The 23501-nt window shown below is 56.4% G+C and carries 27 protein-coding genes; 14 read left to right on the top strand and 13 right to left on the bottom strand.

The annotated features are described in order from the left end of the window. Positions 1–156 precede the first annotated feature (156 nt). Together fumA and ACZ3HG_RS01285 are read left to right on the top strand one after the other, a co-directional pair. The gene (fumA, locus tag ACZ3HG_RS01290; RefSeq protein ID WP_191934877.1) at positions 157–1803 is read left to right on the top strand and encodes a class I fumarate hydratase FumA; all 1647 of its coding nucleotides are present in this window, start codon (positions 157–159) and stop codon (positions 1801–1803) included. Between the two features lie 207 nt (positions 1804–2010). Then, complete coding sequence (locus ACZ3HG_RS01285) at positions 2011–3588, top strand: methyl-accepting chemotaxis protein (RefSeq protein ID WP_191937243.1); 1578 nt, start codon at positions 2011–2013, stop codon at positions 3586–3588. Between the two features lie 54 nt (positions 3589–3642). On the opposite strand, the gene ACZ3HG_RS01280 is transcribed toward ACZ3HG_RS01285, so the two are convergent. Continuing rightward, positions 3643–4107, bottom strand: coding sequence for a DUF805 domain-containing protein (locus tag ACZ3HG_RS01280; RefSeq protein ID WP_465331507.1), 465 nt, complete (start codon positions 4105–4107; stop codon positions 3643–3645). Between the two features lie 166 nt (positions 4108–4273). Between ACZ3HG_RS01280 and ACZ3HG_RS01275 the strand changes: the two genes are divergently transcribed. The 4 genes from ACZ3HG_RS01275 to treA all read left to right on the top strand — a co-directional run bounded on the left by ACZ3HG_RS01275 (position 4274) and on the right by treA (position 10040). Further along, positions 4274–6427 carry a PA5441 family protein gene (locus tag ACZ3HG_RS01275; RefSeq protein ID WP_465331505.1) on the top strand — a complete coding sequence of 718 codons (2154 nt, stop codon included), beginning with the start codon at positions 4274–4276 and terminating at the stop codon, positions 6425–6427. Beyond that, positions 6397–7122: a DUF3142 domain-containing protein gene (locus ACZ3HG_RS01270; RefSeq protein ID WP_191934880.1), complete on the top strand. Its 726-nt coding sequence runs from the start codon at positions 6397–6399 to the stop codon at positions 7120–7122. The genes ACZ3HG_RS01275 and ACZ3HG_RS01270 overlap by 31 nt, the downstream gene beginning before the upstream one ends. A 110-nt stretch (positions 7123–7232) precedes the next feature. Then, the gene (argC, locus tag ACZ3HG_RS01265) at positions 7233–8162 is read left to right on the top strand and encodes an N-acetyl-gamma-glutamyl-phosphate reductase (protein WP_465331503.1); all 930 of its coding nucleotides are present in this window, start codon (positions 7233–7235) and stop codon (positions 8160–8162) included. A 195-nt stretch (positions 8163–8357) separates the two neighbouring features. Beyond that, positions 8358–10040 carry an alpha,alpha-trehalase TreA gene (gene treA, locus ACZ3HG_RS01260; RefSeq protein ID WP_465331501.1) on the top strand — a complete coding sequence of 561 codons (1683 nt, stop codon included), beginning with the start codon at positions 8358–8360 and terminating at the stop codon, positions 10038–10040. 58 nt (positions 10041–10098) lie between these two features. Here the strand turns inward: treA and ACZ3HG_RS01255 are convergent, their stop codons facing one another. Continuing rightward, complete coding sequence (locus ACZ3HG_RS01255) at positions 10099–10347, bottom strand: GlsB/YeaQ/YmgE family stress response membrane protein (protein WP_049851133.1); 249 nt, start codon at positions 10345–10347, stop codon at positions 10099–10101. Positions 10348–10547: 200 nt separating this feature from the next. On the opposite strand from ACZ3HG_RS01255, the gene ACZ3HG_RS01250 reads away from it, so the two are divergent. Further along, entirely contained in the window at positions 10548–11285 is a 738-nt protein-coding gene (locus ACZ3HG_RS01250) for a flagellar regulator YcgR PilZN domain-containing protein (protein ID WP_191934883.1), read from the top strand. Positions 11286–11288: 3 nt separating this feature from the next. On the opposite strand, the gene emtA is transcribed toward ACZ3HG_RS01250, so the two are convergent. Then, positions 11289–11924, bottom strand: coding sequence for a membrane-bound lytic murein transglycosylase EmtA (gene emtA / locus ACZ3HG_RS01245; protein ID WP_191934884.1), 636 nt, complete (start codon positions 11922–11924; stop codon positions 11289–11291). A gap of 196 nt (positions 11925–12120) precedes the next feature. Here emtA and ldcA point away from each other — a divergent pair, with 196 nt between their 5' ends. Continuing rightward, complete coding sequence (gene ldcA, locus ACZ3HG_RS01240) at positions 12121–13044, top strand: muramoyltetrapeptide carboxypeptidase (protein ID WP_191934885.1); 924 nt, start codon at positions 12121–12123, stop codon at positions 13042–13044. Between the two features lie 20 nt (positions 13045–13064). Then, on the top strand, positions 13065–13739 hold the full coding sequence (locus ACZ3HG_RS01235) for an MBL fold metallo-hydrolase (RefSeq protein WP_465331498.1): 675 nt from the start codon (positions 13065–13067) through the stop codon (positions 13737–13739). Here the strand turns inward: ACZ3HG_RS01235 and ACZ3HG_RS01230 are convergent, their stop codons facing one another. Together ACZ3HG_RS01230 and ACZ3HG_RS01225 are read right to left on the bottom strand one after the other, a co-directional pair. After that, positions 13740–14477: a class I SAM-dependent methyltransferase gene (locus ACZ3HG_RS01230; protein WP_191937240.1), complete on the bottom strand. Its 738-nt coding sequence runs from the start codon at positions 14475–14477 to the stop codon at positions 13740–13742. 101 nt (positions 14478–14578) lie between these two features. Next, positions 14579–14803 (bottom strand): YgdI/YgdR family lipoprotein, encoded by a 225-nt coding sequence (locus ACZ3HG_RS01225; RefSeq protein ID WP_244633729.1) that lies wholly within the window; start codon positions 14801–14803, stop codon positions 14579–14581. A 154-nt stretch (positions 14804–14957) separates the two neighbouring features. On the opposite strand from ACZ3HG_RS01225, the gene ACZ3HG_RS01220 reads away from it, so the two are divergent. Together ACZ3HG_RS01220 and ACZ3HG_RS01215 are read left to right on the top strand one after the other, a co-directional pair. Continuing rightward, positions 14958–15203 (top strand): DinI-like family protein, encoded by a 246-nt coding sequence (locus ACZ3HG_RS01220; protein ID WP_191934888.1) that lies wholly within the window; start codon positions 14958–14960, stop codon positions 15201–15203. A gap of 265 nt (positions 15204–15468) precedes the next feature. After that, the gene (locus ACZ3HG_RS01215; RefSeq protein WP_191934889.1) at positions 15469–15705 is read left to right on the top strand and encodes a hypothetical protein; all 237 of its coding nucleotides are present in this window, start codon (positions 15469–15471) and stop codon (positions 15703–15705) included. A 24-nt stretch (positions 15706–15729) separates the two neighbouring features. Here the strand turns inward: ACZ3HG_RS01215 and ACZ3HG_RS01210 are convergent, their stop codons facing one another. After that, on the bottom strand, positions 15730–15930 hold the full coding sequence (locus ACZ3HG_RS01210) for a hypothetical protein (protein WP_465331494.1): 201 nt from the start codon (positions 15928–15930) through the stop codon (positions 15730–15732). 450 nt (positions 15931–16380) lie between these two features. On the opposite strand from ACZ3HG_RS01210, the gene ACZ3HG_RS01205 reads away from it, so the two are divergent. Then, positions 16381–17070 carry an XRE family transcriptional regulator gene (locus tag ACZ3HG_RS01205; protein ID WP_465331492.1) on the top strand — a complete coding sequence of 230 codons (690 nt, stop codon included), beginning with the start codon at positions 16381–16383 and terminating at the stop codon, positions 17068–17070. Between the two features lie 40 nt (positions 17071–17110). Here ACZ3HG_RS01205 and ACZ3HG_RS01200 read toward each other — a convergent pair whose 3' ends face one another. Then, positions 17111–17398 (bottom strand): phage holin family protein, encoded by a 288-nt coding sequence (locus ACZ3HG_RS01200; protein WP_191934892.1) that lies wholly within the window; start codon positions 17396–17398, stop codon positions 17111–17113. Then, a complete protein-coding gene (locus tag ACZ3HG_RS01195; protein ID WP_191937238.1) occupies positions 17385–17765 on the bottom strand; it encodes a putative holin in 381 nt (126 codons plus the stop codon). The genes ACZ3HG_RS01200 and ACZ3HG_RS01195 overlap by 14 nt, the downstream gene beginning before the upstream one ends. Before the next feature lie 242 nt (positions 17766–18007). On the opposite strand from ACZ3HG_RS01195, the gene ACZ3HG_RS01190 reads away from it, so the two are divergent. Continuing rightward, positions 18008–18145, top strand: a complete 138-nt coding sequence (locus ACZ3HG_RS01190) for a hypothetical protein (protein WP_191934894.1) — start codon at positions 18008–18010, stop codon at positions 18143–18145. Between the two features lie 22 nt (positions 18146–18167). Here ACZ3HG_RS01190 and ACZ3HG_RS01185 read toward each other — a convergent pair whose 3' ends face one another. Next, entirely contained in the window at positions 18168–19073 is a 906-nt protein-coding gene (locus tag ACZ3HG_RS01185) for a LysR family transcriptional regulator (RefSeq protein WP_465331489.1), read from the bottom strand. A 241-nt stretch (positions 19074–19314) separates the two neighbouring features. Between ACZ3HG_RS01185 and ACZ3HG_RS01180 the strand changes: the two genes are divergently transcribed. Then, positions 19315–20328: a zinc-dependent alcohol dehydrogenase family protein gene (locus ACZ3HG_RS01180; RefSeq protein WP_191934896.1), complete on the top strand. Its 1014-nt coding sequence runs from the start codon at positions 19315–19317 to the stop codon at positions 20326–20328. 16 nt (positions 20329–20344) lie between these two features. On the opposite strand, the gene umuC is transcribed toward ACZ3HG_RS01180, so the two are convergent. The 4 genes from umuC to ACZ3HG_RS01160 form a co-directional block, all read right to left on the bottom strand. Then, complete coding sequence (gene umuC / locus ACZ3HG_RS01175) at positions 20345–21607, bottom strand: translesion error-prone DNA polymerase V subunit UmuC (protein WP_191934897.1); 1263 nt, start codon at positions 21605–21607, stop codon at positions 20345–20347. Next, positions 21607–22029: a translesion error-prone DNA polymerase V autoproteolytic subunit gene (umuD, locus tag ACZ3HG_RS01170; RefSeq protein ID WP_191934898.1), complete on the bottom strand. Its 423-nt coding sequence runs from the start codon at positions 22027–22029 to the stop codon at positions 21607–21609. Before umuD ends, umuC begins: the two co-directional genes overlap by 1 nt. 269 nt (positions 22030–22298) lie before the next feature. Continuing rightward, complete coding sequence (gene fos, locus ACZ3HG_RS01165; RefSeq protein WP_191934899.1) at positions 22299–22697, bottom strand: fosfomycin resistance glutathione transferase; 399 nt, start codon at positions 22695–22697, stop codon at positions 22299–22301. 282 nt (positions 22698–22979) lie between these two features. Then, entirely contained in the window at positions 22980–23363 is a 384-nt protein-coding gene (locus ACZ3HG_RS01160) for a nuclear transport factor 2 family protein (protein WP_465332543.1), read from the bottom strand. Positions 23364–23501: the final 138 nt, after the last annotated feature.

Raw genomic sequence — 23501 nt, 5'->3', positions numbered from 1 at the left:
TCAGGCATGCAGATGTTGCAACAATGTTATACCATTCCTGACCTGCCGACCCGAGCCCGGGCCGGCAGGTCAAAAAAATAAAACAGATATCGCCATTAATGTTGCCGGGCCTCCGCGTCAGAGAAGGATGGCAGCACATCATTAAGTGAGAGCACAATGTCGAAAAAACCTTTCCATTATCAGACCCCGTTCCCTCTTGCCAAAGAGGATACTGAATACTACCTGTTGACCCGCGACCACGTTTCCGTGAGCGAATTCGAAGGACAGGAAATCCTCAAGGTCGAGCCGCAGGCGCTGACGCTGCTGGCACAGCAGGCCTTCCATGATGCCTCATTTATGCTGCGCCCTGCCCACCAGCGTCAGGTGGCGGCGATCCTCGCCGACCCCGAGGCCAGTGAAAATGATAAGTATGTCGCCCTGCAGTTCCTGAGGAACTCTGAAATCGCCGCCAAAGGGATTCTGCCGACCTGCCAGGACACCGGCACCGCGATTATCATGGGTAAAAAAGGCCAGCGGGTCTGGACCGGCGGCGGCGATGAAGCCGCCCTGGCCCAGGGCGTGTACAACACCTATACAGAAGATAACCTGCGCTATTCCCAGAATGCCCCGCTGGATATGTACAAAGAGGTCAATACCGGTACTAACCTGCCCGCGCAGATCGACCTCTACAGCGTTGACGGCGATGAGTATAAATTCCTCTGCATGGCAAAAGGCGGCGGTTCGGCCAACAAAACTTACCTGTATCAGGAAACCAAAGCGTTGCTCACCCCGGGTAAACTGAAAGATTACCTGACTGAAAAAATGCGCAGCCTCGGTACGGCCGCCTGTCCACCGTACCATATCGCCTTTGTCATCGGCGGCACCTCGGCTGACAGCACGCTGAAAACCGTCAAGCTGGCCTCCACGCACTACTATGACGAGCTGCCTACCGAAGGCAATGAACACGGTCAGGCGTTCCGCGACGTTCAGCTGGAGCAGGAGCTGCTGCTGGCAGCACAGCAGCTGGGCCTCGGTGCGCAGTTTGGTGGCAAATACTTTGCGCATGATATCCGGGTGATCCGCCTGCCGCGTCACGGCGCATCCTGTCCGCTGGCGATGGCTGTCTCCTGCTCCGCTGACCGTAATATCAAAGCGAAGATCAACCGCGACGGGATCTGGATTGAGAAACTGGAAGAGAACCCGGGTCAGTATATTCCGGTCGAACTGCGCCAGCAGGGTGAAGGTGATGTGGTGCAGGTTGATCTGAACCGTCCCATGAAGGCGATCCTCGCCCAGCTGTCGGCATACCCGGTGTCGACCCGCCTGTCGCTGAGTGGCACCATTATTGTCGGCCGCGATATTGCCCATGCCAAACTGAAAGAGCGCATTGACAGCGGTGACGGCCTGCCGCAGTACATTAAAGATCACCCGGTGTACTACGCCGGCCCGGCGAAAACACCTGAAGGGTATGCTTCCGGCTCCCTTGGCCCGACAACCGCTGGCCGTATGGACTCTTACGTTGACCAGCTGCAGGCCAACGGCGGCAGCATGATCATGCTGGCAAAAGGCAACCGCAGCCAGCAGGTTACAGATGCCTGCCACAAGCACGGCGGTTTCTACCTCGGCAGCATTGGCGGGCCGGCTGCCGTGCTGGCGCAGCAGAGCATCAAGAGTCTGGAGTGCATTGAGTACCCTGAACTGGGGATGGAAGCCATCTGGAAGATCGAAGTGGAAAACTTCCCGGCCTTTATTCTGGTCGATGATAAAGGCAACGACTTCTTCCAGCAGATCCAGCAAAACCAATGCGATAAGTGTGTAAAATAAACGCGTAATCCGGTATTCCCCTCCCGCTGCGGAGGGGATGCCATTGTCACGAAAACGTCATAATCCCCCCTTCCTCCTACAGATCAACCTGTTAGCCGCTATTCTCTCCCTTTTCCCCTCTCCTGCCGATTAAAGTCACTGCCGATTGGGTCGATACCACTGGCGTACGTGAACTTATTGATTTTTTAACCGGGAAATCCTGACGCTATGAAACTTAATCACCTCTCCATCGGACAGCGACTGAGCCTGCTGGCGGCCATTTTATTGCTGGCCACCCTGTTTACCGGTCTGCGCGGTCTGATGATCAACGCCGATGGACTGACGCAGAACCAACATATTTTGGCCACGGAAGCGACCATAGCAGAGAGCATCGATACCGCACGCAACGCGCAGGTACAGTTTAAAATTCAGGTTCAGGAGTGGAAAAATACCCTGCTGCGCGGCACTCAGGGTCAGGATAAATTCGATCAGTACCGCACGGCCTTTATCGCCCGCAGTCAGAACACCCGGCAACTGCTTACTCAACTGAGTACCATGCTGCCGCAGATCGGCCTGAGTAATGCGGAGGTGCTGAAAACGCGTACGCTGCACGATGCACTGGAAGCACACTACCTTTCCGCCCTGCAGCAGTACGATCTGCGGGACAGCGGCAGCGCACACCGTGTCGATCGCCTGGTGACGGGCATCGACCGTGAACCCACCCGGATGATCGATGAAGTGGTCAGTGCCACGCTGAAGCAGGCGACGCTGCTGCGTCAGCAGAGTGAAGCACGCAACCTGCAGCAGTATCAGCAAACCCGCCTGATGCTGCTGCTGGCAATGGGCCTGACGCTACTGGCCGGGACGCTGATCACCTGGTGGCTGATCCGCAGTATCACCCGCCCGCTGGCTCAGGCCGTTTCTGTTGCCCGCGCCGTGGCCTCCGGCGATTTGCAGACGCCTATTGTGGTCAGCGGTCGCGATGAAACCGCCGGGCTGATGCATGCCCTGCACGACATGAACGGCAACCTGACGCGCATTGTCTCCGGCGTGCGCTCCGGCACGGAGACCATTGCCTCAGCCTCCGCTGAGATCGCCACCGGCAGCCGCGAGCTGTCCACCCGTAATGAAGCCCAGGCCAGCGCTATTGTACAGACGGCGGCCTCAATGGAAGAGCTGACCTCGGTGGTGAAAAACAACGCAGAGAACTCGCGCATCGCCAGCACCATCTCCATTGAAGCCTGCGCGGTCGCCAGCCAGGGCGGTGAAGTGGTAGAACAGGTGGTACAGACCATGAGTCAAATCCACCAGTTTTCTACCGAGATCAGCAATATTGTTGGAGTGATCGACAGTATCGCCTTTCAGACCAATATTCTGGCGCTCAATGCCGCGGTCGAAGCGGCCCGCGCCGGTAGTGAGGGGCGGGGGTTTGCGGTGGTGGCGGCCGAAGTCCGGGCGCTGGCGCACCGGTCTGCCTCGGCAGCAAAAGAGATCGGTACGCTGATCGATCGCTCGGTAACGCGCATCAATGAGGGAAATTCGCAGGTGAAAGTGGCGGGTAGCGCCATGGATGAGATCGTCAACAGCGTACAGCGCGTCAGCCAGCTGGTGGAAACCATCTCAATGGCCAGCGGCGAGCAGAGCAGCGGGATTGACCAGGTGAACGTAGCGGTGGTGCAGATGGACGCGGCCACCCAGCAGAACGCCACGCTGTCTCAGGCCTCGGCGGCGGCGGCTCAGGCCATGCAGCAGCAGGCAGAGCAGTTGCTGGAGATGGTGCGGGTGTTTAAGCTTCGCGACGCGTAGCTTCCGACGGGCCTGCACGGTGCTGCCAGACCGCACTCCGGGCAGGCCTGCGTGTCAGGCCTCCGCAGGTTCCGGCGCGACGCTTTTTTTGCAGCAGAGAACGATCATGATCACCAGCGGCACCCAGCCGAGCAGCACCGACAGTACCATCTGTCCATAGATAAAGGTTTCCGGCGTGGCGAAACCGCGCAGGATCGCCGTCAGCAGCTTAAACAGGCCAGAGGTAATGAAGATGGCACCGAACCACCAGCCTGACCGGTTGATATCGTGCATGCGGCGAATACCGACGGCGATAAACGGCAGCAGAAACAGCAGGGAGAACAGCGACTGCGCCATCGAGCCATAAAACATCGCGGCACGCGAACCGGCCAGTGCCAGCAGAGACATCACCAGCATGCCCAGTAGCAGCGACAGCAGGATATTGAAGCCGAGAAATACCCAAAATTCCTTTCTGCCTGCCCGCCCCTGAAAGTTCACATACCCTTTCCAGCCGCGCAGGTAACACTGCCATACCGTCATGCCTGTTCCCCTGAACTCTTTAATTTTACGGGCATCATAGCGGGATAACGCCTGTCGCGTCATCCTGCAGCAGAAGATTAACGACGGCAAAGCCATTGAAGCGTGATCTGCTTTCGGCTTACTATTCGCGGGCTCATCAACGCTCCATTACTTACCGGAAAGGATTATGCGTAAATCAAGGATTGCCCTCACCGTCCTGGCGTCACTGACCGTCAGCGCTCAGGCGTTCGCGTCTTCGGATATTCAGAGCTGCCAGTGGGGCAGCAGCGACTGTTTTATCGTCAGCCCGCCGGTGCTGGACGTGACCAATGACACCCGTGACAATCTGTTGCGCCTGGTGAGTGAAAAGATGCCGCCCTCTCTGCTGGCACTGCCCGTGCCGCAGGACATAACCCGCAGCCGTTCATTCTATTTCGGCTACCATGACGAGGCGACACCTGCCGCCAGCAGCCCGGTGGTCGCCGGGGATCCCCTGTCAGAAACGCTGCTAACGCAGATTGCCGCGCTGGGTCTTAACGACAACATTCTTAAGGTCACGCCGATGGCGCCAGGCGAAGAGGAAAATCGTTTTGTCTCTTACACGCTGAGCACCGTTTCCCAGTTTTTCGCTGCGCTGCTGGCCGATACCACGCTGGACGCAGAACAGCGTAAGGCGCTGGCCACCGCGCGGATGTCCCTGTCCGACAGTGCCGGATACCGCCAGCAGACAGCAGCGCTGCCCGGTTCTGAAGGGTCTGCGGCTCAGGCCTTCCGTGACTATCTGCTGGCCGCCAGCTTCTTCTATCAGGGGGACTATACGGCCGCCGGACAGGCATTCACCTCACTGGAAAAATCCACACAGCCCTGGGTAGCGGAAACCGCCAGCTATATGCTGATGCGCACGGCGTTGAATCAGAGCAGTCAGAACGCCAACGGTGAATATGGCGATTTCGATGTTAAAAAAATCGACAGAGAGGCTGCAGCCAGCGCGATGACAGCGGCCCGTGCCTATCTGACGGCCTGGCCAAAAGGACAGTATGTGGCCTCGGCAGAGGGGATGATGCGCCGTATTAACTGGTATCTGGAAGACTGGGACTCGCTGGCAAAACAATATGAACACTCCCTGACGCAGGCGACACACACGGATGACGTTATCGCACTGATCGCTGAAAACGATCTGAAGCTGCAAAGCAAAGATCAAAGCGGCGATGCGATATTCACCAGCGCCACCGGCGCTCCGCTGCTGACCTTTACTCAGACGCTGCGTCTGATGCGCAGTCACGACTGCCCGTCACGCCAGCCCTGCGTCGATGCGGCTTATCTTGAGAGCATTAAGCCGATATTCGACCAGGCCGACCGGCTGCCGCTGTGGCACTATCTGACCCGGATGCAGGCATTCCGTCAGGGTGACTACCCCGCCGTGATCGCCGCGATTAAACCCGCAGACGCCCTGCCCGCGCACGATATCCTGACGTTCAGCGAACAGGTCCTGTACGGCGATGCACTGATGGCCCGCCAGCAGTGGCCGGCTGCCCGTGACCACTGGTCACATCTGTTAACCCTGAGTCAGGATGCAGAACAGCAGCAGTTCCTGCAGGGACGGCTGGCCGCCGCGCTGGTGTCTGGCGATGAAACAGCAAAAATCTTCGCCCCGGACAGTCAGGTAACGAACCTGCGATACCGTTCGCTGGTGCTGAAGACCCGTGCTACCCCCGCCCTGCTGCGCCAGCAGGCCAGCAACGGCCCCAACGATGAAGAACGCACCATCGCCCTGCACACTCTGCTGGTCAGGGATCTCACCGAAGCGCGCTACGGTGAGTGGCTGCAGGATCGGACGCTGGCCGGGCATATCACCACGCCAGTGGTGACCGGGGCGTTTGACGATGTGCAGCTCAGCGCCTTCGACTGGAGCGGGGAAAAGACCGAAAAAGGCTATGCCTGCCCGTCGCTGCAGACGGTCGTGACGCAGCTCAATGGTCAGCGCGACAACAGCCACGCGCTGAACTGCCTGAGCGAATTCTTCCGCACCACCGGTGTTGCGGTCAGTCTCGCGGCCGACAGCGGCGGCAACGGCACGCTGGACACGACGGTAACGGAAGGTAAACGGCCCGGACAGCCGGACCGCCAGCACTACTACCAGCAGGTGATTGGCAACAGCAAAACGGAACCGGAAGATAAAAGCTATGCGCTGTATCGCGCCGTGATGTGTTACGCCCCGTCGGGCTACAGCGACTGCGGCGGCGCAGAAGTCGATAAGTCCCAGCGCCAGCGCTGGTTCACGCAGCTGAAAAAACAGTATCCGGGAAGCGCGTGGGCCAAAAAGCTCAAGTATTACTGGTAAGCCTGGCGCTGGTGTTCCTGTCTGCGCTGCCGGTCAGGGCCACACAGCAGATTACCGCCCGCGATGCTCAGGCATTCTGGCTGTGGTCGGGCGTCCGGCCGGGTCCTGAGCTGCGCACTGCGCGCACCGTCTATCTGCATCAGGGGGAGGTGATCTCCCGGCAGGGTCAGGCGGTGTTTGTCCGTATGGGTCTGCCAGTCAGTCGTTTAACCTTCCCGCAGATCTGGATCACGGTGCGCATGGAAACGCTGGCGGTGCCGGACGCCATGCTGGAGCGCACGGTTCAGCTGGCGCGGCGCTGGCAGCAGGCCGGTAATCACGTGGCCGGCGTGCAGATTGACTTTGATGCAGCCACCCACCGTCTGGATCAGTACAGCCTGTTTCTGCAGCGGCTGAGAAAAGTCCTGCCGCCAGAGTTCTCTCTGGGGGTAACCGGGCTGCTCGACTGGGCGAAAACGGGCAACGTCGCTACGTTGAATGCGCTACCGGTGGATGAGCTGGTGATCCAGAGCTACCAGGGACGCCAGACAGTCAGCCGCTATGCTGACTATCTTCCGGCGCTGGACGGTCTGCGCATCCCCTTCCGCCTGGGGCTGGTACAGCACGGACAATGGAATAAGCAGGATGAGCAGCGCCTGCTGGCCTCGCCGTGGTATCGCGGCAGCGTGATCTTTTTACTCAACCCCGAAAAATGACTTTTTATGCAAATTAATCAGATAAAAAGTCATTTTTTATTGTCCTCACGGCCGCCATCACGCATACTCTGAACCTACTGTTTTTCACCCATTTAAGGCAAAGGGCTGTAATGAGTCAGAAATATCGCGTGTTTATCGACGGTCAGGCGGGCACCACCGGGTTGCAGATCCAGCAGCGGTTAGCCCGCCATCCCCGGATTGAAATGCTGCACATTGATGAGGCACAGCGCAAAGATGCCGCCGCCCGTCAGGCGCTGATGAAACAGGCTGATGTCAGTATTCTTTGCCTGCCTGATGCGGCCGCGCGTGAAGCAGTTGCCCTGGCCGATGCCGTCGGCGCGCGTGTGCTGGACGCCAGCTCCGCCCACCGTGTTGATGCGGACTGGGTCTATGGCCTGCCAGAACTGGCGGCCGGTCAGCGTGAAAAAATCCGTGCAGCCAGCCACGTCTCCAACCCGGGTTGCTATGCCACCGGGGCCATTGCGCTGCTGGCCCCGCTTACGCAGTGCGGTCTGCTGAAGGCCGACCAGCCGCTGGCGATCAATGCCGTGTCCGGCTACAGCGGCGGCGGTAAAGCGATGATCGAAAAATACCAGCAGGCCGGTACCGGCTTTGCCGCTTACGGCCTCGGCTTTGATCACAAGCATCTGAAAGAGATCCAGGCCTGGGGTGGACTGACCAGCAGGCCGATTTTCCAGCCTGCGGTGGGTGATTATGCCCAGGGGATGCTGGTCTTTATCCCGGTGAATAACAGCGACGGCGCGGCTTTCCAGCAGGCGCTGGCCCGCTTCTATGCCGGTCAGCATTTTATTCAGGTACACGCGCTGAATCACATGGATGAGGACACATCGCCGTATCTGCTGCCGGAAGCGCTGAACAATACTAATAATATGGAACTGTTCGTCTTCAGCCATGCGCAGCAGCGTCAGAGCATGCTGGTCGCCAGACTGGATAACCTGGGTAAAGGTGCGTCGGGTGCGGCGGTACAGAACCTGAACCTGATGCTCGGTCTGCCGGAAGACCTTTGCGTCAACCTGTGAAGGGACTTAACGGGGGCGCAGGCCGTCCCCGTCTCTTCAACTGATCCTGTTAACTGAACCCGCCATTGCGCTAAAATCCTTACCTGACTCACAGTTTATCCCTTCGCTTCCTGATCATTTCGTCAAAATCGACTAAAGTTTTAATCTGCTCAACTACTTACAGATCATGTACGGTCTGGACATGGAGAATGGCCAATGAGAAGAGTCGAACAACGTCAATGGAACACCCGCCTGTTTACCCCCCTGTTACTGACTGCTGCCCTGACGGCCAGCTTTTCACTGCAGGCGGAAGAGAGCCAGCGGATGCTGAGCAGCAACCCTCCGCCGCCTGATGTGCGTCTGGGGCCACTGTTCCACGCGGTGCAGGCAGCGAAGCTATATCCCGACCAGAAAACGTTTGCCGACGCCGTGCCTAAGCAGGACCCGACCGCCATTCTCAGCGACTGGCAGATGCAGAAACAGCAGCGCAATTTCAATCTGAAACGTTTTGTCGAGACAAACTTCACCCTGCCCGCTGCCGGCGAAAAATATGTTCCCCCATCCGGGCAGAGCCTGCGGGCACACATTAATGGCCTGTGGCCGGTGCTGACGCGGTCGGCCAGCCAGGCGAATCAGTGGGATTCGCTACTGCCGCTGCCAAAACCCTATGTGGTGCCGGGCGGTCGCTTCCGTGAAGTCTATTACTGGGACAGCTACTTCACCATGCTCGGTCTGGCAGAAAGCGGACACTGGGACCGCGTGCAGGACATGGTCGATAACTTCGCCTCGGAGCTGGATAAATACGGCCATATTCCTAACGGCAACCGCAGCTACTACCTCAGCCGTTCTCAGCCGCCGTTCTTCAGTATGATGGTCGACCTGCTGGCGAAGCACGACGGCGAAGCCGTTTACAGCAAATATCTGCCGCAGTTGGAGAAAGAGTACAACTACTGGATGGCCGATGCAGACAGTCCGTCGTTAGCCGCCGGTTCGGCCAGCAAGCGGATCGTTAAGCTGAAAGATGGCACCCTGCTCAACCGTTACTGGGATGCCCGCGACGTGCCACGTACCGAATCCTACATGGATGATATCGCCACCGCAGGCAAAGCGCCGGATCGCGACAAAGCCGGGCTGTACCGTGACCTGCGTGCCGGAGCGGCCTCGGGCTGGGATTTCAGCTCACGCTGGTTCGATAAGCCGGGCGATCTGGCCACCATCCACACCACGCGTATCGTACCGGTTGACCTCAATGCCCTGATGTTCCATCTGGAAAAAACCCTGGCTCATGCTTATCAGGTGGCAAAGAATGAGGACGCCAGCAAACGCCTGACCGCACGCGCCGCGCAGCGTCAGGAAGCGATTAACCGCTATTTGTGGGATGACAAACAGGGCTGGTATGCCGACTATGACTGGCAGAAAGCCGAGGTCCGTCCACAGCTGACGGCCGCTGCGCTGTTCCCGCTCTATCTCCAGGCAGCCACTGACGATCACGCTAACCGCACCGCCACGGCAGTGAAGGCACAGCTGCTGAAGGAAGGAGGGCTGGTGACCACCACGGTGAATAACGGTCAGCAGTGGGATGCACCTAACGGCTGGGCTCCCCTGCAGTGGGCCGCTGTCGAAGGGCTGAACCACTACGGCAAACAGGATCTGGCCAAAGAGATTGGTATGCGATTCCTGCAGAATGTGCAGGCCACCTACGATAAAGAGCACAAGCTGGTGGAGAAATACGTGGTCGAAGGGAAAGGTCTTGGCGGCGGTGGCGGCGGTGAATACCCGCTCCAGGATGGCTTTGGCTGGACCAACGGCGTCACGCTGAAACTGATGGATCTTTACTGTCCGAAAGAGACGACCTGTAATAACGTCGGCGATATCAGCGCCGCCAGACCGGCGAAATAACACCGGTTATACGCAACAAAAAAGGGAGGCCGGAGCCTCCCTTTTTTAACATGCGGTTTTAGCTGCGCACTTTACGGTAGATCCACAGCACCACAATGGCACCCACTACCGCGACAACGAAGCTGCCGAAGTTAAACCCGTCTACCCTGCCGAAGCCGAACAAGGTGCTGATCCAGCCACCGACAACGGCACCCACCACCCCAAGCACGACGGTGATAATGAAGCCGCCACCATCTTTACCCGGCATGATCCACTTGGCAATAATACCGGCGATAAGACCAAAGATGATCCATGAAAGAATACCCATTTCTGACTCCTTAATATCTTCTGATTTAACGCTTCACCTAATAAAACGCACTAAGTATAGGCGAGGTTTCTAAGTCTGTGATTTAAATCTAAACTTTCTTAACAACTTTAGTAAGATAATTGTAAAGGACGCGATGCAGGTGCCGATAACCGTTACAGGGCCGCTAACGCGCATGATGGGGTATTCGACTGGAGCTGGATGTGAAAGAGGACGACAAAGAGCAGTATCTGAAACGTGGGCCGCTGGCCGTGCTGGCCGTCCTGCGGGATCTTCTGGAGAACCAGACGCCGGTGATGGTCTCCCACGCGCGTGGCCAGTTTATCACCCGGCTGCTGTATGCTGACAAAGCGAACATGGTGCTCGATTTCGGCAGTAATGACTATGACAATCAGCTGGCCAGCGAGGCTGACAACCTGCACATCACCGCAGAAACCCGTGGCGCCAAAGTCGAGTTTGCTCTGCACGCGTTGGGGACGGTAGAGCATGACGGGCTGCCGGCTTTTTCTGCCGACCTGCCGGAACTGCTCTGGATGATCCAGCGCCGCGAGTTTTTCCGCGTGACCGCCCCGCTCAATCCGGTGTTTTACTGTCATATTCCCTGGCCTGACGGATCCGGTGAAGGCCGGCTGCGCCTGCAGGACTTGTCTCTGGGTGGCGTGGGCGTCCTTTCGGACAGCGCGCTGCCGGAGACGCTGAAAACCGGCGACAGCATTACTAAACTGCGCGTGGAGATGGGCGACTATGGCCGTTTTGAAGTGGATGCACAGCTGATCACCATCGGTAAACGCAGCGTGGTGGGCAGTAAAAGTGAAACGATAGTCACCCCCCGCCTGAGCTTTCGCTTCCTGTCGCTGAACGCGGCACAGGAGCGGGCGTTACAGCAGGTGATCTTTTCGCTGGAACGGCTGGCGCGCGATAAAGCCAACCGTTTCCAGTAAATATCAGATGGTGCGGTAGGCGGTGGTGACCTTCCACAGGTAGCGCGGTGCCTGAGCCGCCGGATGCTTATTCTGTACGTGCTGATAGAACGCTTCCGGGGTCATGGCATTAATCATCGCAATTGCCCGGTCACGATCGCGCGAGAAGGTGCGAAGCAGCGCTCCGGCCCCGTTGGCATAGGAAACGATGGTGGCATAGCGCAGGGTTTTCGGATCGCGAATGCCCGCCAGCTGCTGCTCCTGCAGAATACGCAGATACGCGGTACCAATGTCGATATTCTTCACCGGATCGCGCAGTTCTGACTTCGTCGGCTGGCCGCGCAGGCCCTGAGAACGATACACTTCACGCCCGGCCGTTGAGGCCTTTATCTGCATCAATCCAACGGCATTCGATCTGCTGACAACCGTTGGATTGCCGCCCGATTCCACGGCAATAATCGCTTCAACCAGCTTTTGATCCACACCGTTCCGCTGGGCGGCCTGCTCGGTCATCATGGACCAGGCGCTGGCCACCTGTGAAGGCGGTGCCTGGGTTAAGGGCGTGTCGGTCTGACGAACAATTTTTCTGTGGGGTTCGCTGGCACAGCCTGCCAGCAGTAATGCTGCGATGATCGCCGCTGTTTTCACGCTTTTTCTCACGCTTTTATTATCCTCTGAGCCTTAGCTTCATGACTATCATACGGCATGTCTGCCTTCAGGAAATTGCCGTCACTCTTAAATTGTGCGGTATGCGGATGACTTCATAACGGCTATTCGTCATCATCGACATTATAGGACCGCACTGAATTCGAAATAATTCCCTGCGTGCGCATAAAAAACCACCAAAGTGAGCGTTATGTCAACTATTCCACGTACGATTCATCTGGTTGCCCCCTCGGGTTACTGCCACAATCCTGCGGCCGCAGCACGCGGCGTCGCCCGCCTGGAGGCTGACGGCCACCGGGTGACGAACAGCGGCGTTATTGCCCGCCGTGAACAGCGTTTTGCCGGCAGTGACAGCCAGCGTCTGGCCGATATCAACGGACTGGCTACGCTGGAGACGCTCCCGGATATCGTTTTGGCCGTGCGCGGGGGATATGGTGCCTCCCGCCTGTTGCCCCTCATTGACTATTCTGCACTGCGCGATCGCCTGCTGGATGCCCCCATTGCCCTGTGTGGCCACAGCGATTTCACCGCCATTCAGCTGGCGCTGCTGGCGCAAAGTGGCGTCCTCAGCTTCAGCGCCCCGATGCTGGCAGGTAACTTCGGCGCTGAGGTTTTATCTGAATTTACCGTCCGGCACTTCTGGCACGCGCTAACTTCCCCTACATTAACGGTAAACTGGACAACAGTATCACAGCAGGTACAGGTGGCCGGCACCGTATGGGGTGGTAACCTGGCGATGATAACGTCGCTGATTGGTACACCCTGGATGCCCGATATCCACGGTGGCATTCTGGTGATCGAGGATGTGAATGAGCACCCTTTCCGCATTGAACGGATGCTGCTTCAGCTGCATCAGTGCGGCCTACTTTCCCGCCAGAGTGCCATTGTTACCGGCAGTTTTAGCGGAACCACTTCGACGGATTATGACAACGGCTACGATTTCACCAGCGTCTGGAACCTGATACGCGATTTAACCGGCCTGCCGGTGGTCACCGATCTGCAGTTTGGCCATAGTGCGGACACCGTCACCCTGCCCCTTGGTGCCCGGGGCCAACTGACAGTGGAGGGATCCGCAGCGTCACTGCAGATATCAGGACATCCCGTGCTGCGCTGATCGTGGGGAGCACAATAATAATGAAACAGTTGTATGAAGATCTCTGGGTATCCACCCCGGAGTTTCCCGCCAGTAAGGATGAACCGGAGCAGCTCATGCACGGTTTTTTATTGCAGCATTTGCGTGGAAATTTACTGATTTCACGGGTAGCCAGCGCGGAAGATCAGCAGGCCATTGCCGATCGCGGTGGTCTCATCCGCCATTATCTGACTCACTGTCATGAGGCCTGTCCTGCGACGCGGGCATTACAGCAGCGGTTTAATTCCGCGCTGTACTGCCATGCGCGGGCTTTAGGTCAGGTCAGCCATTTCGCGGAAGCCGATGCCACCTTTCATACGGCTGAAGTTCACTGCGGCAGTTTTCATGTGGTCCCCACACCCGGCCACACGCCGGGCAGCACCAGTTATCTTTATGCGTCACCCTATGGCAAAACCTACCTGTTCGTTGGTGACACTGTCACGTTATCTCGCGGCCGTTGGGTGACAGTACTGGTAGAGGAAAGTAATGAAAACGATCTGCGACAGACGCTGGAGTTTTACCGGGCGTTACGCCCGGATGTGGTGCTGATGGGAACCACCCTCGGCCACCAGGCGTGGCAGGAGGTGGATGTGCGTCAGTGGCTGGCGCTGCTGGATGAGGCAGAGAATAACGTACTGGATCTGCGCCATTCCGCGCTGCATACCAGCCTCCACTGATCAGGCGTTGGGCCGGGTGACCGCCATAATAAACAGCATCGGTCGCTCCTGTTCTTCCGCCAGCGCGGGCTGTTGTTCTACCTGCTGCGGCGTCGGGCCCCACTCGTTGAGCGAGTCGATGGTAAACCCGGCGGCGACAAGGTGATTAATCCAGGTGCCCAGCGTGCGGTGCTGCTTGATAACCCCGTCGGCAAACCAGTTGGTCACCCGCTTTCCTTCGCGCTGATAGTCACTGAGCGGCCAGCATTTCTGCTGTTCTCCGGCACTCAGCCAGCCCGGGTTGCGGGGTGCCGTGTAGATCGGATGTTCGGCAGTAAAAATGAACTGCCCGCCAGGTTTCAGGGAGGCAAACACCGTCTGCAATAGCGTTGGCAGCGCTTCCACATAATGCAGTGCGAGGGCACTCCACGCCAGATCGTAGCGCTGCGGCGGCAGGGTTAACGTTTCCAGATCCGCACGCTGCCAGTCAATCGCCGGGTCATCCCCCAGCGAGACCGCTTTTGCCAGCATTTTTTCCGAGACATCCAGCGCCAGCACCGCTTCAGCGCCCTGCTGGCAGGCATAACGGCTGAACCAGCCGTAACCACAGCCCAAATCGACCACCTGACTCTTTTTTAACGGAGGCAGGAGCGCCTGCACCGCAGGCCACTCAGGCGCGCCTTCCAGGCCCTGAGTGGAGCGATTCAGCGTGGCATAACCGGCAAAAAAGGCCGGGTCGTCATAAATATTTTGTGTCATTCACCGTTTCCTTAGCGTCATTCCTCCCGGAACAGGGGAGAATTTTAGCGTCGGGTGACCACAAAAAAAAGCGTTTCTCCCCTGAACGGTGAGCATTGTCCTCAGTTTTTGACCCGGGACATACTTTTGACCTCCTGCAGATTCACCGCCTGCGTGCGCCCGGTGGCGTCGGTATATACCAGCATCTGAGTGGCGCGATCGAGGTGAGGCTTACCTTCAACCACCACGGTACTGCCATCGCGCATGTGCAAAATATGGTCGCTACTGCAACCTGCCAGCAATCCCACCAGCATCAGTAACATACAGCCCGTCATTCTGTTGCTCATGTCGTTCTCCTTGTTAACAGGTTGACTATTTTAGCCCTGTACCCCACTCCGTTTTGCTGTTTACTGCCTTTCTTCTCCTCGCAGGGGAAATAGTGTTTGTACCCGGCGAAAGATACCTGTATTTTTATCCAGCAAAAATGCACAAGGAGCAAAAATGTTTGTTGAACTGATTTATGACAAGCGCAACGTAGCCGGTCTGGCGAATGCCGAACAGCTGATCCTTAACGAGCTGGAAAAACGCGTACAGAAAGTGTTTCCTGACGCCCTGGTTAAGGTGAAGCCTATGCAGGCCAACGGCGTGAAAAGTGACGCCAGCAAAAGTGATAAATCCACGCTGCTGCGCATCATCGAAGAGATGTTTGATGAAGCCGACGAGTGGATGGTATCCGAAGAATTTTGATGCTAATACCGTGCGGTCAGCCAAAAAAATTGATGTTAATGCGGAATGATACGGGTTTTTATTTGCATTTGTTCCGCATCGTCCTATTATTTAAATTAATCGATTTCCCTGGTGTTGGCCCGCACTCAAGCTCTTAGCGGGCTTTTTTTTGCCCCGAATACCCCTGAACGTTATATAGCCCACCGTTTTGTCTCTGTCCCTAAAGTTTTCCCGCCCGCTGCCGAAAAATTAACCACACCATAAGCAGGCAATAATCGGGACAGCAATGGCCACAATTTATATTCCGTCACTGATGGGTTTACTCAGTCATGCCGAACGGCAGAAAGGGACGAGGCTGACGCGCGAGGAAGTGGAAGCGCTGCGCGATTCTGTTCTCTGCGTGACCATCCCTGACCGCATTGCCTGCGCGCTGGACCCGTCACAAAACTTCAGTGAAACAGACCCGGCGCGCTGCTGGGAGGAGTGGTCACGCTACCGGCATCGCACTGAAACGATGCCGTGATGAAGGCGGGCGGGCAACGGGCCCCTAACGACGGGCGCTGGCCGCCAGCTCTTCGGTCAGTAAATCGTGTACTTTTGCTGCAAAGGCTGAACTGTCGCGCAGCATCTGAATGGCTTCTTCCAGCGTCTGGGGGGGCATCTGCCCCACGATACGCCAGCCGAGAGCGATATTTTTTGCTTCTTCAAGCCGTTCAAATTGATGTTCGCCAGATACCGATTCAGACACGATCTTCTCCTGATTTAACTTTTGGTCCTATTTTACGTAGCCTGATGACGACATCACAACCCCACCACTGGATTTAAATTGCTCTTTGTCTGCTTTTCAAGCGTTTATCGGTTAAAAAAGCATAACCGTTCCCCCATCCGTATTTTTCCCCGTATAAAATACAGCCAGTAATTTCCAGAAAAGCTCTCTCACATCCGGTAAATCGGGTATTTTTTCGGAAAGGCGCTGACTCGATTGAGCAGGCGGCGCTGAAGGCCAGGCCCTATCGCCGTCGTTTAACCCGGGATGATGGCCGTATGGTTGCGATCGGTCACGTTCAGTTGCACACTGTTTCTGCCGTTATTGGGCTTTACGACGCACACTTAATTGCAGTGTTGCGCCATTAATCCCCGTAACCGCGCTTTGAATGCGCCATGCGCAATTCAAAAACACATAACAGGGAGATATGTGATGAAACCAGGCGTTCGAATCCGTCAGTTACGTAAAACGCAGAAAATGACGCTCAGGGAACTGGCACAGCGTGTCGGTAGCGATGTGGGGAATCTGTCGCGCCTGGAGCGTGGCCGCCAGGGCTACAGCGATGTCATGCTGGAAAAAATCGCGGCGGCGCTGTCAGTGAGTATTTCAGGCCTCTTTTCCACGGAGATAAGCGATAACACGCCTGCGCCGCCTGGGGTTCCCCCTTCCGCCATGCAGGAGGTGTATCGGGTTGATGCCGTCGATCTACCCACCCGCACTGGCCGCTATCCTCCGGCCCGGGACGTGGTGCAGGTGGTGCATGCCGTGGAATACGTCCGCTCAGAAGCGATGATGATATTTAACAATAAGCCCGCCTCTGTCGTCAGGCTGATCAACGTGCGCGGTGACAGCATGGCTGGCACCCTCGATCCCGGCGACCTTATTTTTGTCGATACCAGCATTGATTTTTTCGAGGGGGATGGGATCTATCTGTTTAACTATCAGGATGATATTTTTGTTAAACGGCTGCAAAAAGTGAAATCACAGCTGTATGTAATCTCGGATAACCCACGCTATAAAGCGTGGACGATTTCAGCGGATGAACGGCCCGGATTGCATGTCACTGGCCGCGTCATGCTCAGTCAGTCACAGCAGTTTCGCTGTCACGCCAGGTTGAAATAACCCGCTCTGCGGCGGGTTTTATCTGCTGTCGCCCCGCCCCTCAGCGCCGCGGGCGCAGCACCTCGAAAACCTGCGCCACATTGCCTTTTGCCCGCCAGACTGCCGCACAAAATATCAGGTTGATAATGACCGCCGCCCAGTGCGTGTGGGCGTAGACGTCAAAGAGAAAGCGGAACGGTACGGAGGCATATGCCAGAATAATTAGATAGGCCAGCCACGATGCCCAGCGCTGGTGTCGGGCCCCGGCTTTATAGAAAAACATCAGCCGTAACACAATGGCCGAGCACACCACCACGTTAGTGATGACCATAGGATCACTTGTTACCATGTTGTCCTCCTCTCCAGCGGGCAAGCCAGCTTGCCGGATCCTGCTGACTGAAAAACGTCAGCGTTTTTATCGCCAGGGCGGACAGCAGCACCGCCCCCAGACCATCCAGCGGTTTATCGCTGTAGCCCAGCACCAGCGCCAGCTTTGCGCCGACCAGACCTGCACCGTAGATCCCGACAATCCACGACACCAGAAAATAGGCCGCGCGACGGATCACCTGAATATCGGCCGCCGTGGCCACATAAAAAACAGCACCGGCAAAAGCACCAAACAGGACGCCATAATCCGTTGTCCCGATAACCCCTACCAGACTGGTGCCCGTGGTGACGGCGGCTCCCAGACTCACTGCCAATAATGTTGTTACCATATTGCCCCCTCCGCTGTGTCCTCTTACCGATTCAGGCATAAAAAAACCCGGCCAGGGCCAGGTTAAAAAACGATTACCGTGATGATGCCGGCAATGCTGTTTTTATAACGTTAATCGGTTTTTTGCGTACGCGTGAGCCGGGTCTGAAAAACAGCGGCAAAAGTTGTGATCGCGATCAAAACAACTTCTCGCCCGCTGGAACAGCATACAGGGTGTACCCCTTCCCCCTTATAAGGAACCGTATGAACGCCGCGTTACTCTTTTCACTGCTGCTGATTGGTGGCCCCCTGATGGGATTTTTAGTGATTATCAGCGTTTGTCTTCCCGGCGTTCTGCTGGCGCTATGGCATCAACTGGATGCCCGTATTCATCTGCGCTGATGGTAGCACCGTCCCGTTAACATCAGATCCCCTGCTGCCTGGCAAACAACGCAGCAAACCAGTCGATAAAGACTCTGACCTTAGGCGAAAGGTAGCGCCTGTCCGGGTACACAATAGAGACTGGCTTAGTGACGGTCGCGTAAGGGGTCAGCACCTCTTTCAACCGGCCGTTAGCGATAGACGGTTCCAGAGCGGTGCGTAACGCATGAAGCATTCCTAACCCCGCCAGACCACAGGACAGCAGAACGTCAGAATTGTTAACCAGCATGCTGCTGCCAGGCCGTCGCGCAACTGTCTCACCGTCCACGTCAAAATTCCATGCCATCACCTCACGACTGTGTTCGCTGAAAAAATTAACCGCCTTGTGGTGTATCAGGTCGTCAGGCGTCAGCGGCGTTCCGTATCTATCCAGATAGGCAGGCGCGGCGCAGGTGGCCATCCGCACGCTGCCCAGACGCCGGGAGATAAAGCTGGAATCGTCCAGTTCGCCAAGGCGGATCGCACAGTCAATGCCCTCGGCGACCAGGTCGGCCCTGCGGTCGGAGGCGGTCAGCACAATCTCTATATCCGGGTAAAGGGCCTGAAAATCGGCCAGCGCAGGGACCAGAATGCCATGCGTCAGGGCAAGCGGTGCATCGATACGTAAACGCCCCCGGGACGGCTGCGTGGGAGAAAATGATGCCATGATGTCGCTGACTTCAAGCAGCAGAAACCTGGCCCGCTGATAAAACGCGTCTCCCTCTGCCGTCAGACTCAGGCTGCGCGTGGTGCGATGAAGCAGCTTAACGCCCAGGTCCTCCTCAATCTGCTGGATCGCCCGGGTGACCGCAGGCCGGTGAAGCTGCAGGGCGTCCGCAGCTTTAGTAAAGCTGCGTAATTCGACGACCTGAACAAAAACTTTCATTGAATCAAGCATGTTTGAATGCATCGTTCCTCTTCACCTTCCTGTTGAACCGCCATCGCCTGACGCTTTCCGCACATTCTACCCGGGATCGCCTGCCCGGATGGAGAGCATTGTTTCACTGACAGTAATTCTGAAGTATTCGTTCGCCTCTTTTTCCCGTCCCCTGCGGTGACTATTCTGAGCGGCATTGGGTGGTTCAGGAGTCTGACCGGGGCTGAATATTTCAGCCACCTCCCGCCACCGATGATTAAGAGGAAGCACAACAATGAAAGCATGGTTACTGAAAGATTTTGGCCTTAACAACCTCAGGCTTGAAGACGTCCCTGTTCCGACGCCGGGTCCGGGTGAACTGCTGGTGAAGGTGGGCGCAGTGTCACTAAACTTTCGTGATAAAGCCATCGTGGAGGGGTTCTACGAGCCCCACAGGGTGCCTGAATCGCTGATACCTGTTTCTGACGCCGCCGGTACGGTCGTATCAACCGGGGAAGGTGTTACCCGCTTCGGCATCGGCGATCGCGTTAACTCCCATCTCTACTCACGCTGGCTTGACGGCGAACCCGCTGCGGATGAGCCCGACTGGTGTGTGGGTATGCCGCTGCCCGGCGGCCTTGCTGAATATATGATTATTCATGAAGACAGTGCGGTGCAGGCCCCGGAGAATATGACGGATGAGCAAGCCTCAACGCTGCCGATCGCCGCACTGACCGCCTGGTATTCGCTGATGGAGGTGGGAAATCTGCAGCCGGGTCAGACCGTGCTGGTCCAGGGGACGGGCGGCGTATCGGTGTTTGCCGCGCAAATCGCCCATGCTTACGGCGCACGGGTGATCGCTACCTCCAGCAACGATGAAAATCTTGCCCGCATCAAAGCGCTGGGCGCTGATGAAGGCATCAACTATAAAACTCATCCCGACTGGGAAAAGAAAGTCCTCGAACTGACCGGCGGTAAAGGGGCGGATATCACTGTGGAGGTGGCTGGCGGTAACGGGATCAACCAGTCCGTCCAGGCGACAAAGGTTGCCGGTACGGTGGCCCAGGTCGGGTTCCTGACGGGCCAGACTGCACAGCTGGATCTGATGTCGGTGATTTTCCGTCAGACCACTCTGCGGGGCATTGCCGTGGCGCCGCGCGCCGCATTTGACCGTATGAATCCATTCCTGAATCAGCACAATATCGCCCCGGTGATTGAAAAGGTGTATCCCTTCAGCGAGGCAATTGAAGCATTTGAACATCTGTCGCGTGGCGCATTCGGTAAGATTGTGATCAAAATCGCCGGGTAACGTCAGCGGAGTATGCTCATTTTGCTACCGGCAGGTCTGCATATCGGGTCGTATAAGCGGGCGACAGCATCTCCCGCTTCATTGCCCAGGCTTTCTCTATCCCCTGCCCGGCAAACCACACTTTACCTTTACCTGACTGATTCAGCCCGTCAATCACCCCCATCAGCGCTTCGCTGTTGAGGGGAGACGGGGGCGCGTCAAACAGGTTCATCTGCGCCACCCCCTGCGAGAAAAAGTCCCCCAGCATCACCCCCGCTTTCATATAACGATGCCCCTCAACCCAAATCCGGTCGAGCGCCTCCGTTGCCACGCGAAGGATGTCCCGCGTGTCGTTCGAGGGCGTCAGCAGCGTGCCAGCGGCCTGATTACCGTAGAACACTTCCCCTTCCGCATGGGGACTGGTGCGCAGAAAAACGCTGATAAACCGACAGTACTGGCCATCTTCCCGCAGCTTTGCGGCCGCACGTTCGGCATAGGCGCACACCGCCTGCCGCATCTCGTCGTATTCCGTGATGCGTGAGCCAAACGATCGTGAACACATGATTTGCTGCCTGGCGGGCGTCAGATCTTCCAGCGTCAGACACGGCTCACCGCGCAGTTCACGCACGGTTCGCTCCAGTACCACGTTGAAATGCTTGCGAATGGTGCTGGTACTTTGCTCCGACAAATCTTTCGCCGTGAAGATGCCCAGCGTATTCAGCTTCTTGCTGATGCGCCGCCCCACGCCCCACACATCTTCGACCGCGACTAACCCCATCAGCTTCCGCTGGCGCTCAACATCCGACAGGTCCAGCACCCCGCCGGTTTTCGTCCATTTTTTGGCCGCATGGTTGGCCAGCTTGGCTAAGGTCTTGGTGGGCGCAATGCCCACCCCCACCGTCAGATGCGTATCCCGCCTCACCCTCTCCCGGATTTCCCGCCCGAACTCGTCAAGGATCCGGCAATGACGGACGCCCGTCAGATCCATAAAGGCCTCATCGATGGAGTAGATTTCGATAGCGGGTGCCATCTGCTCAAGGGTGGTCATCACCCGGTGGCTCATGTCGGCATACAGCGCATAGTTAGAGCTGAAGACGTGGATGTTATGCTGTTTTATCTGGTCTTTAAGCTTGAAATAGGGAGCGCCCATCGGGATGTTTAACTTTTTGACTTCGGCACTGCGCGCAATGATGCAGCCGTCGTTATTACTCAGTACCACCACCGCTTTGCCACGCAGATCGGGCCGGAATACGGTTTCGCAGCTGGCGTAGAACGAATTGACATCCACCAGGGCAAACATTAGCGGTGCATCGTCTTAATGACGTGTTTCACCACGCCAAAGATCTCAAACTGATCGGGGTCGGTAATGGGAATAAGGGAATAGGCGGGGTTCATGGGCCTGAGGGACAGAGAAGGAGTGGTGATCAGCTGCTTGACGGTGAACTCGCCCGATAAGGCAGCGACAATGATGTCTCCATGCACGGCATTTAGTGCGCTGTCAACGACCAGCATATCGCCATCGTTTATCCCCGCGCCGATCATTGAGTCCCCGCTGACCCGGATAAAATAGGTTGAACTTGGGTGAGCGACAAGCAGATGGTTCAGATCCAGACGCTGCTCAACATAATCCTGGGCCGGGGAAGGAAATCCACACGGCACGCGATCAATAAACAGAGGTAACGCGACAATCGCGTGAATATCGGCAGGCTTAAAAAACATCATGACTGTCTTCTCATTATTTACTGTATTTATATACAGTATTATTGATCAGCCCACGCAATCAAGTTGATTTATGGAAATTTTGGTAAAGCCGTTGGTGGAAAAGAAGTTTTAGTTGGCAGGCGTGAAATGCCATGAAGTCATCAACGGAGGGTTGCCACAAGTCCCGGGGCCTGGAACTGATGTCCGCCAGGCGGCAGGGATGGACGTTCAAGGCATTAACAAAACCCTGACTCATATGGGATATTTTTATCAGAAGGGGAACAGATAATTCAGAAGAACGTCATTCCTTCATAGGGTTGGGTAAGACAAGCATTTAAACGGCTCTTAAGATCGCCATCATGGATCTCAAGCCGGTGGCCATCGGGGTCTAAAAAGTAGACAGATTTGCCCTCACTCTTGTTAGTTTTCCATTCCTTAATACCCGATGATCTCAAGCGCTCCACGAACACATCAAATTCTTCAGTGGGAATACTGAAAGCATAGTGTGTGTAATCATCACCAATGGATACGGTATCTATCGAAAGACATAGCCAGAGTTCACCCAGCGAAAGGTAGGCACCATTATCCCATTTAGCTTTAGGGGTGAACCCAAGAGTTTCAGCATAAAAATTCAGGCTCTTTGCCACGTTACTGACTGCAAGGGTGATGTGGTTTAGTCCGGTCAGCATGTTGCACTCTCTAAGAGGATGGGCAGGTATGTAATTTATAATTTTTTAATGCCTTTGAACATAAAGTCACTAAGACGTCTGCAACAGAAGGGGGAAACCCGTCAACAGTACGCGGAACAAGGTCCGGTTTCCGCTGACCGGTCCGCAGTCCTTCCAACGCCTCTCCCTGCCGTTTGCGTAGCGGCCTGGTCATCCGCGGTCGGTGTCGCTTAGCTATTTTGACGCATCTTCATGTCCTCTTCTGTGCAGCCTGCAGGGATTGCAGGCTGCGGTGGTCAACTATCAGGGTGCAGTGTGGGTGTGATAAATCTTGCTGACCACAACCCAGCGGCCGTTGACCTTCAGCAGGTTGAAAAAGTCGGTAAAACGAAAGCCCGAAATGTCATCGGTATCGATGCGGGCGCTGGCGGCCGTCCCGACGATGTCTACACGCACAATAGCAGCCTTCGCTTCGGGAGAAGGACGGAAGGCGCTGTCGATCGTATCAAACAGCCCCTGGATCGGGCCGCCGCTGAGATTGCCGTCGCCGTCAATGCCAAAAATGGTGGCTTGTTCACTGAATGCGGGCTTCATCAGCTCACTTTTCGCCTGCTTACCCCCCTCGTTGTACTGGTTCAGCACGTTCACAATGTCGTTGTAGTCCTGCACATAAGTCGTGTCATTCATCATTTTTTGTCTCCATTTCAGTAAACCGGGCATCCGTTCAGATACCCCTCTTTCGTCTGATACTCATTGGCGTGGGGCCGAAAAAAGCAGTGAGCCTGCGAGAAAAACCGCAAACAAGACCCCCGTACCCCCACCAGC

The sequence above is a fragment of the Erwinia sp. PME.40.26/001 genome (assembly GCF_055556675.1).
The sequence above is the reverse complement of the archived record's forward strand: the minus strand, read 5'-3'. Positions and strand labels throughout refer to the sequence as shown.

What these genes read in the sequence shown, in the direction of transcription:
- fumA (WP_191934877.1), top strand. Translation starts at nt 157, where the DNA reads ATGTCGAAAAAACCTTTCCATTATCAGACCCCGTTCCCTCTTGCCAAA.
- ACZ3HG_RS01185 (WP_465331489.1), bottom strand. Translation starts at nt 19,073, where the DNA reads ATGCATTCAAACATGCTTGATTCAATGAAAGTTTTTGTTCAGGTCGTC.
- ACZ3HG_RS01285 (WP_191937243.1), top strand. Translation starts at nt 2,011, where the DNA reads ATGAAACTTAATCACCTCTCCATCGGACAGCGACTGAGCCTGCTGGCG.
- ACZ3HG_RS01215 (WP_191934889.1), top strand. Translation starts at nt 15,469, where the DNA reads ATGGCCACAATTTATATTCCGTCACTGATGGGTTTACTCAGTCATGCC.
- umuD (WP_191934898.1), bottom strand. Translation starts at nt 22,029, where the DNA reads ATGATGTTTTTTAAGCCTGCCGATATTCACGCGATTGTCGCGTTACCT.
- ACZ3HG_RS01225 (WP_244633729.1), bottom strand. Translation starts at nt 14,803, where the DNA reads ATGAGCAACAGAATGACGGGCTGTATGTTACTGATGCTGGTGGGATTG.
- ACZ3HG_RS01220 (WP_191934888.1), top strand. Translation starts at nt 14,958, where the DNA reads ATGTTTGTTGAACTGATTTATGACAAGCGCAACGTAGCCGGTCTGGCG.
- ACZ3HG_RS01180 (WP_191934896.1), top strand. Translation starts at nt 19,315, where the DNA reads ATGAAAGCATGGTTACTGAAAGATTTTGGCCTTAACAACCTCAGGCTT.
- ACZ3HG_RS01230 (WP_191937240.1), bottom strand. Translation starts at nt 14,477, where the DNA reads ATGACACAAAATATTTATGACGACCCGGCCTTTTTTGCCGGTTATGCC.
- fos (WP_191934899.1), bottom strand. Translation starts at nt 22,697, where the DNA reads ATGCTGACCGGACTAAACCACATCACCCTTGCAGTCAGTAACGTGGCA.
- ACZ3HG_RS01195 (WP_191937238.1), bottom strand. Translation starts at nt 17,765, where the DNA reads ATGGTAACAACATTATTGGCAGTGAGTCTGGGAGCCGCCGTCACCACG.
- ACZ3HG_RS01255 (WP_049851133.1), bottom strand. Translation starts at nt 10,347, where the DNA reads ATGGGTATTCTTTCATGGATCATCTTTGGTCTTATCGCCGGTATTATT.
- ACZ3HG_RS01190 (WP_191934894.1), top strand. Translation starts at nt 18,008, where the DNA reads ATGAACGCCGCGTTACTCTTTTCACTGCTGCTGATTGGTGGCCCCCTG.
- treA (WP_465331501.1), top strand. Translation starts at nt 8,358, where the DNA reads ATGAGAAGAGTCGAACAACGTCAATGGAACACCCGCCTGTTTACCCCC.
- ACZ3HG_RS01160 (WP_465332543.1), bottom strand. Translation starts at nt 23,363, where the DNA reads ATGAATGACACGACTTATGTGCAGGACTACAACGACATTGTGAACGTG.
- ACZ3HG_RS01280 (WP_465331507.1), bottom strand. Translation starts at nt 4,107, where the DNA reads ATGACGGTATGGCAGTGTTACCTGCGCGGCTGGAAAGGGTATGTGAAC.
- umuC (WP_191934897.1), bottom strand. Translation starts at nt 21,607, where the DNA reads ATGTTTGCCCTGGTGGATGTCAATTCGTTCTACGCCAGCTGCGAAACC.
- ACZ3HG_RS01275 (WP_465331505.1), top strand. Translation starts at nt 4,274, where the DNA reads ATGCGTAAATCAAGGATTGCCCTCACCGTCCTGGCGTCACTGACCGTC.
- argC (WP_465331503.1), top strand. Translation starts at nt 7,233, where the DNA reads ATGAGTCAGAAATATCGCGTGTTTATCGACGGTCAGGCGGGCACCACC.
- ACZ3HG_RS01200 (WP_191934892.1), bottom strand. Translation starts at nt 17,398, where the DNA reads ATGGTAACAAGTGATCCTATGGTCATCACTAACGTGGTGGTGTGCTCG.
- ACZ3HG_RS01205 (WP_465331492.1), top strand. Translation starts at nt 16,381, where the DNA reads ATGAAACCAGGCGTTCGAATCCGTCAGTTACGTAAAACGCAGAAAATG.
- ldcA (WP_191934885.1), top strand. Translation starts at nt 12,121, where the DNA reads ATGTCAACTATTCCACGTACGATTCATCTGGTTGCCCCCTCGGGTTAC.
- ACZ3HG_RS01235 (WP_465331498.1), top strand. Translation starts at nt 13,065, where the DNA reads ATGAAACAGTTGTATGAAGATCTCTGGGTATCCACCCCGGAGTTTCCC.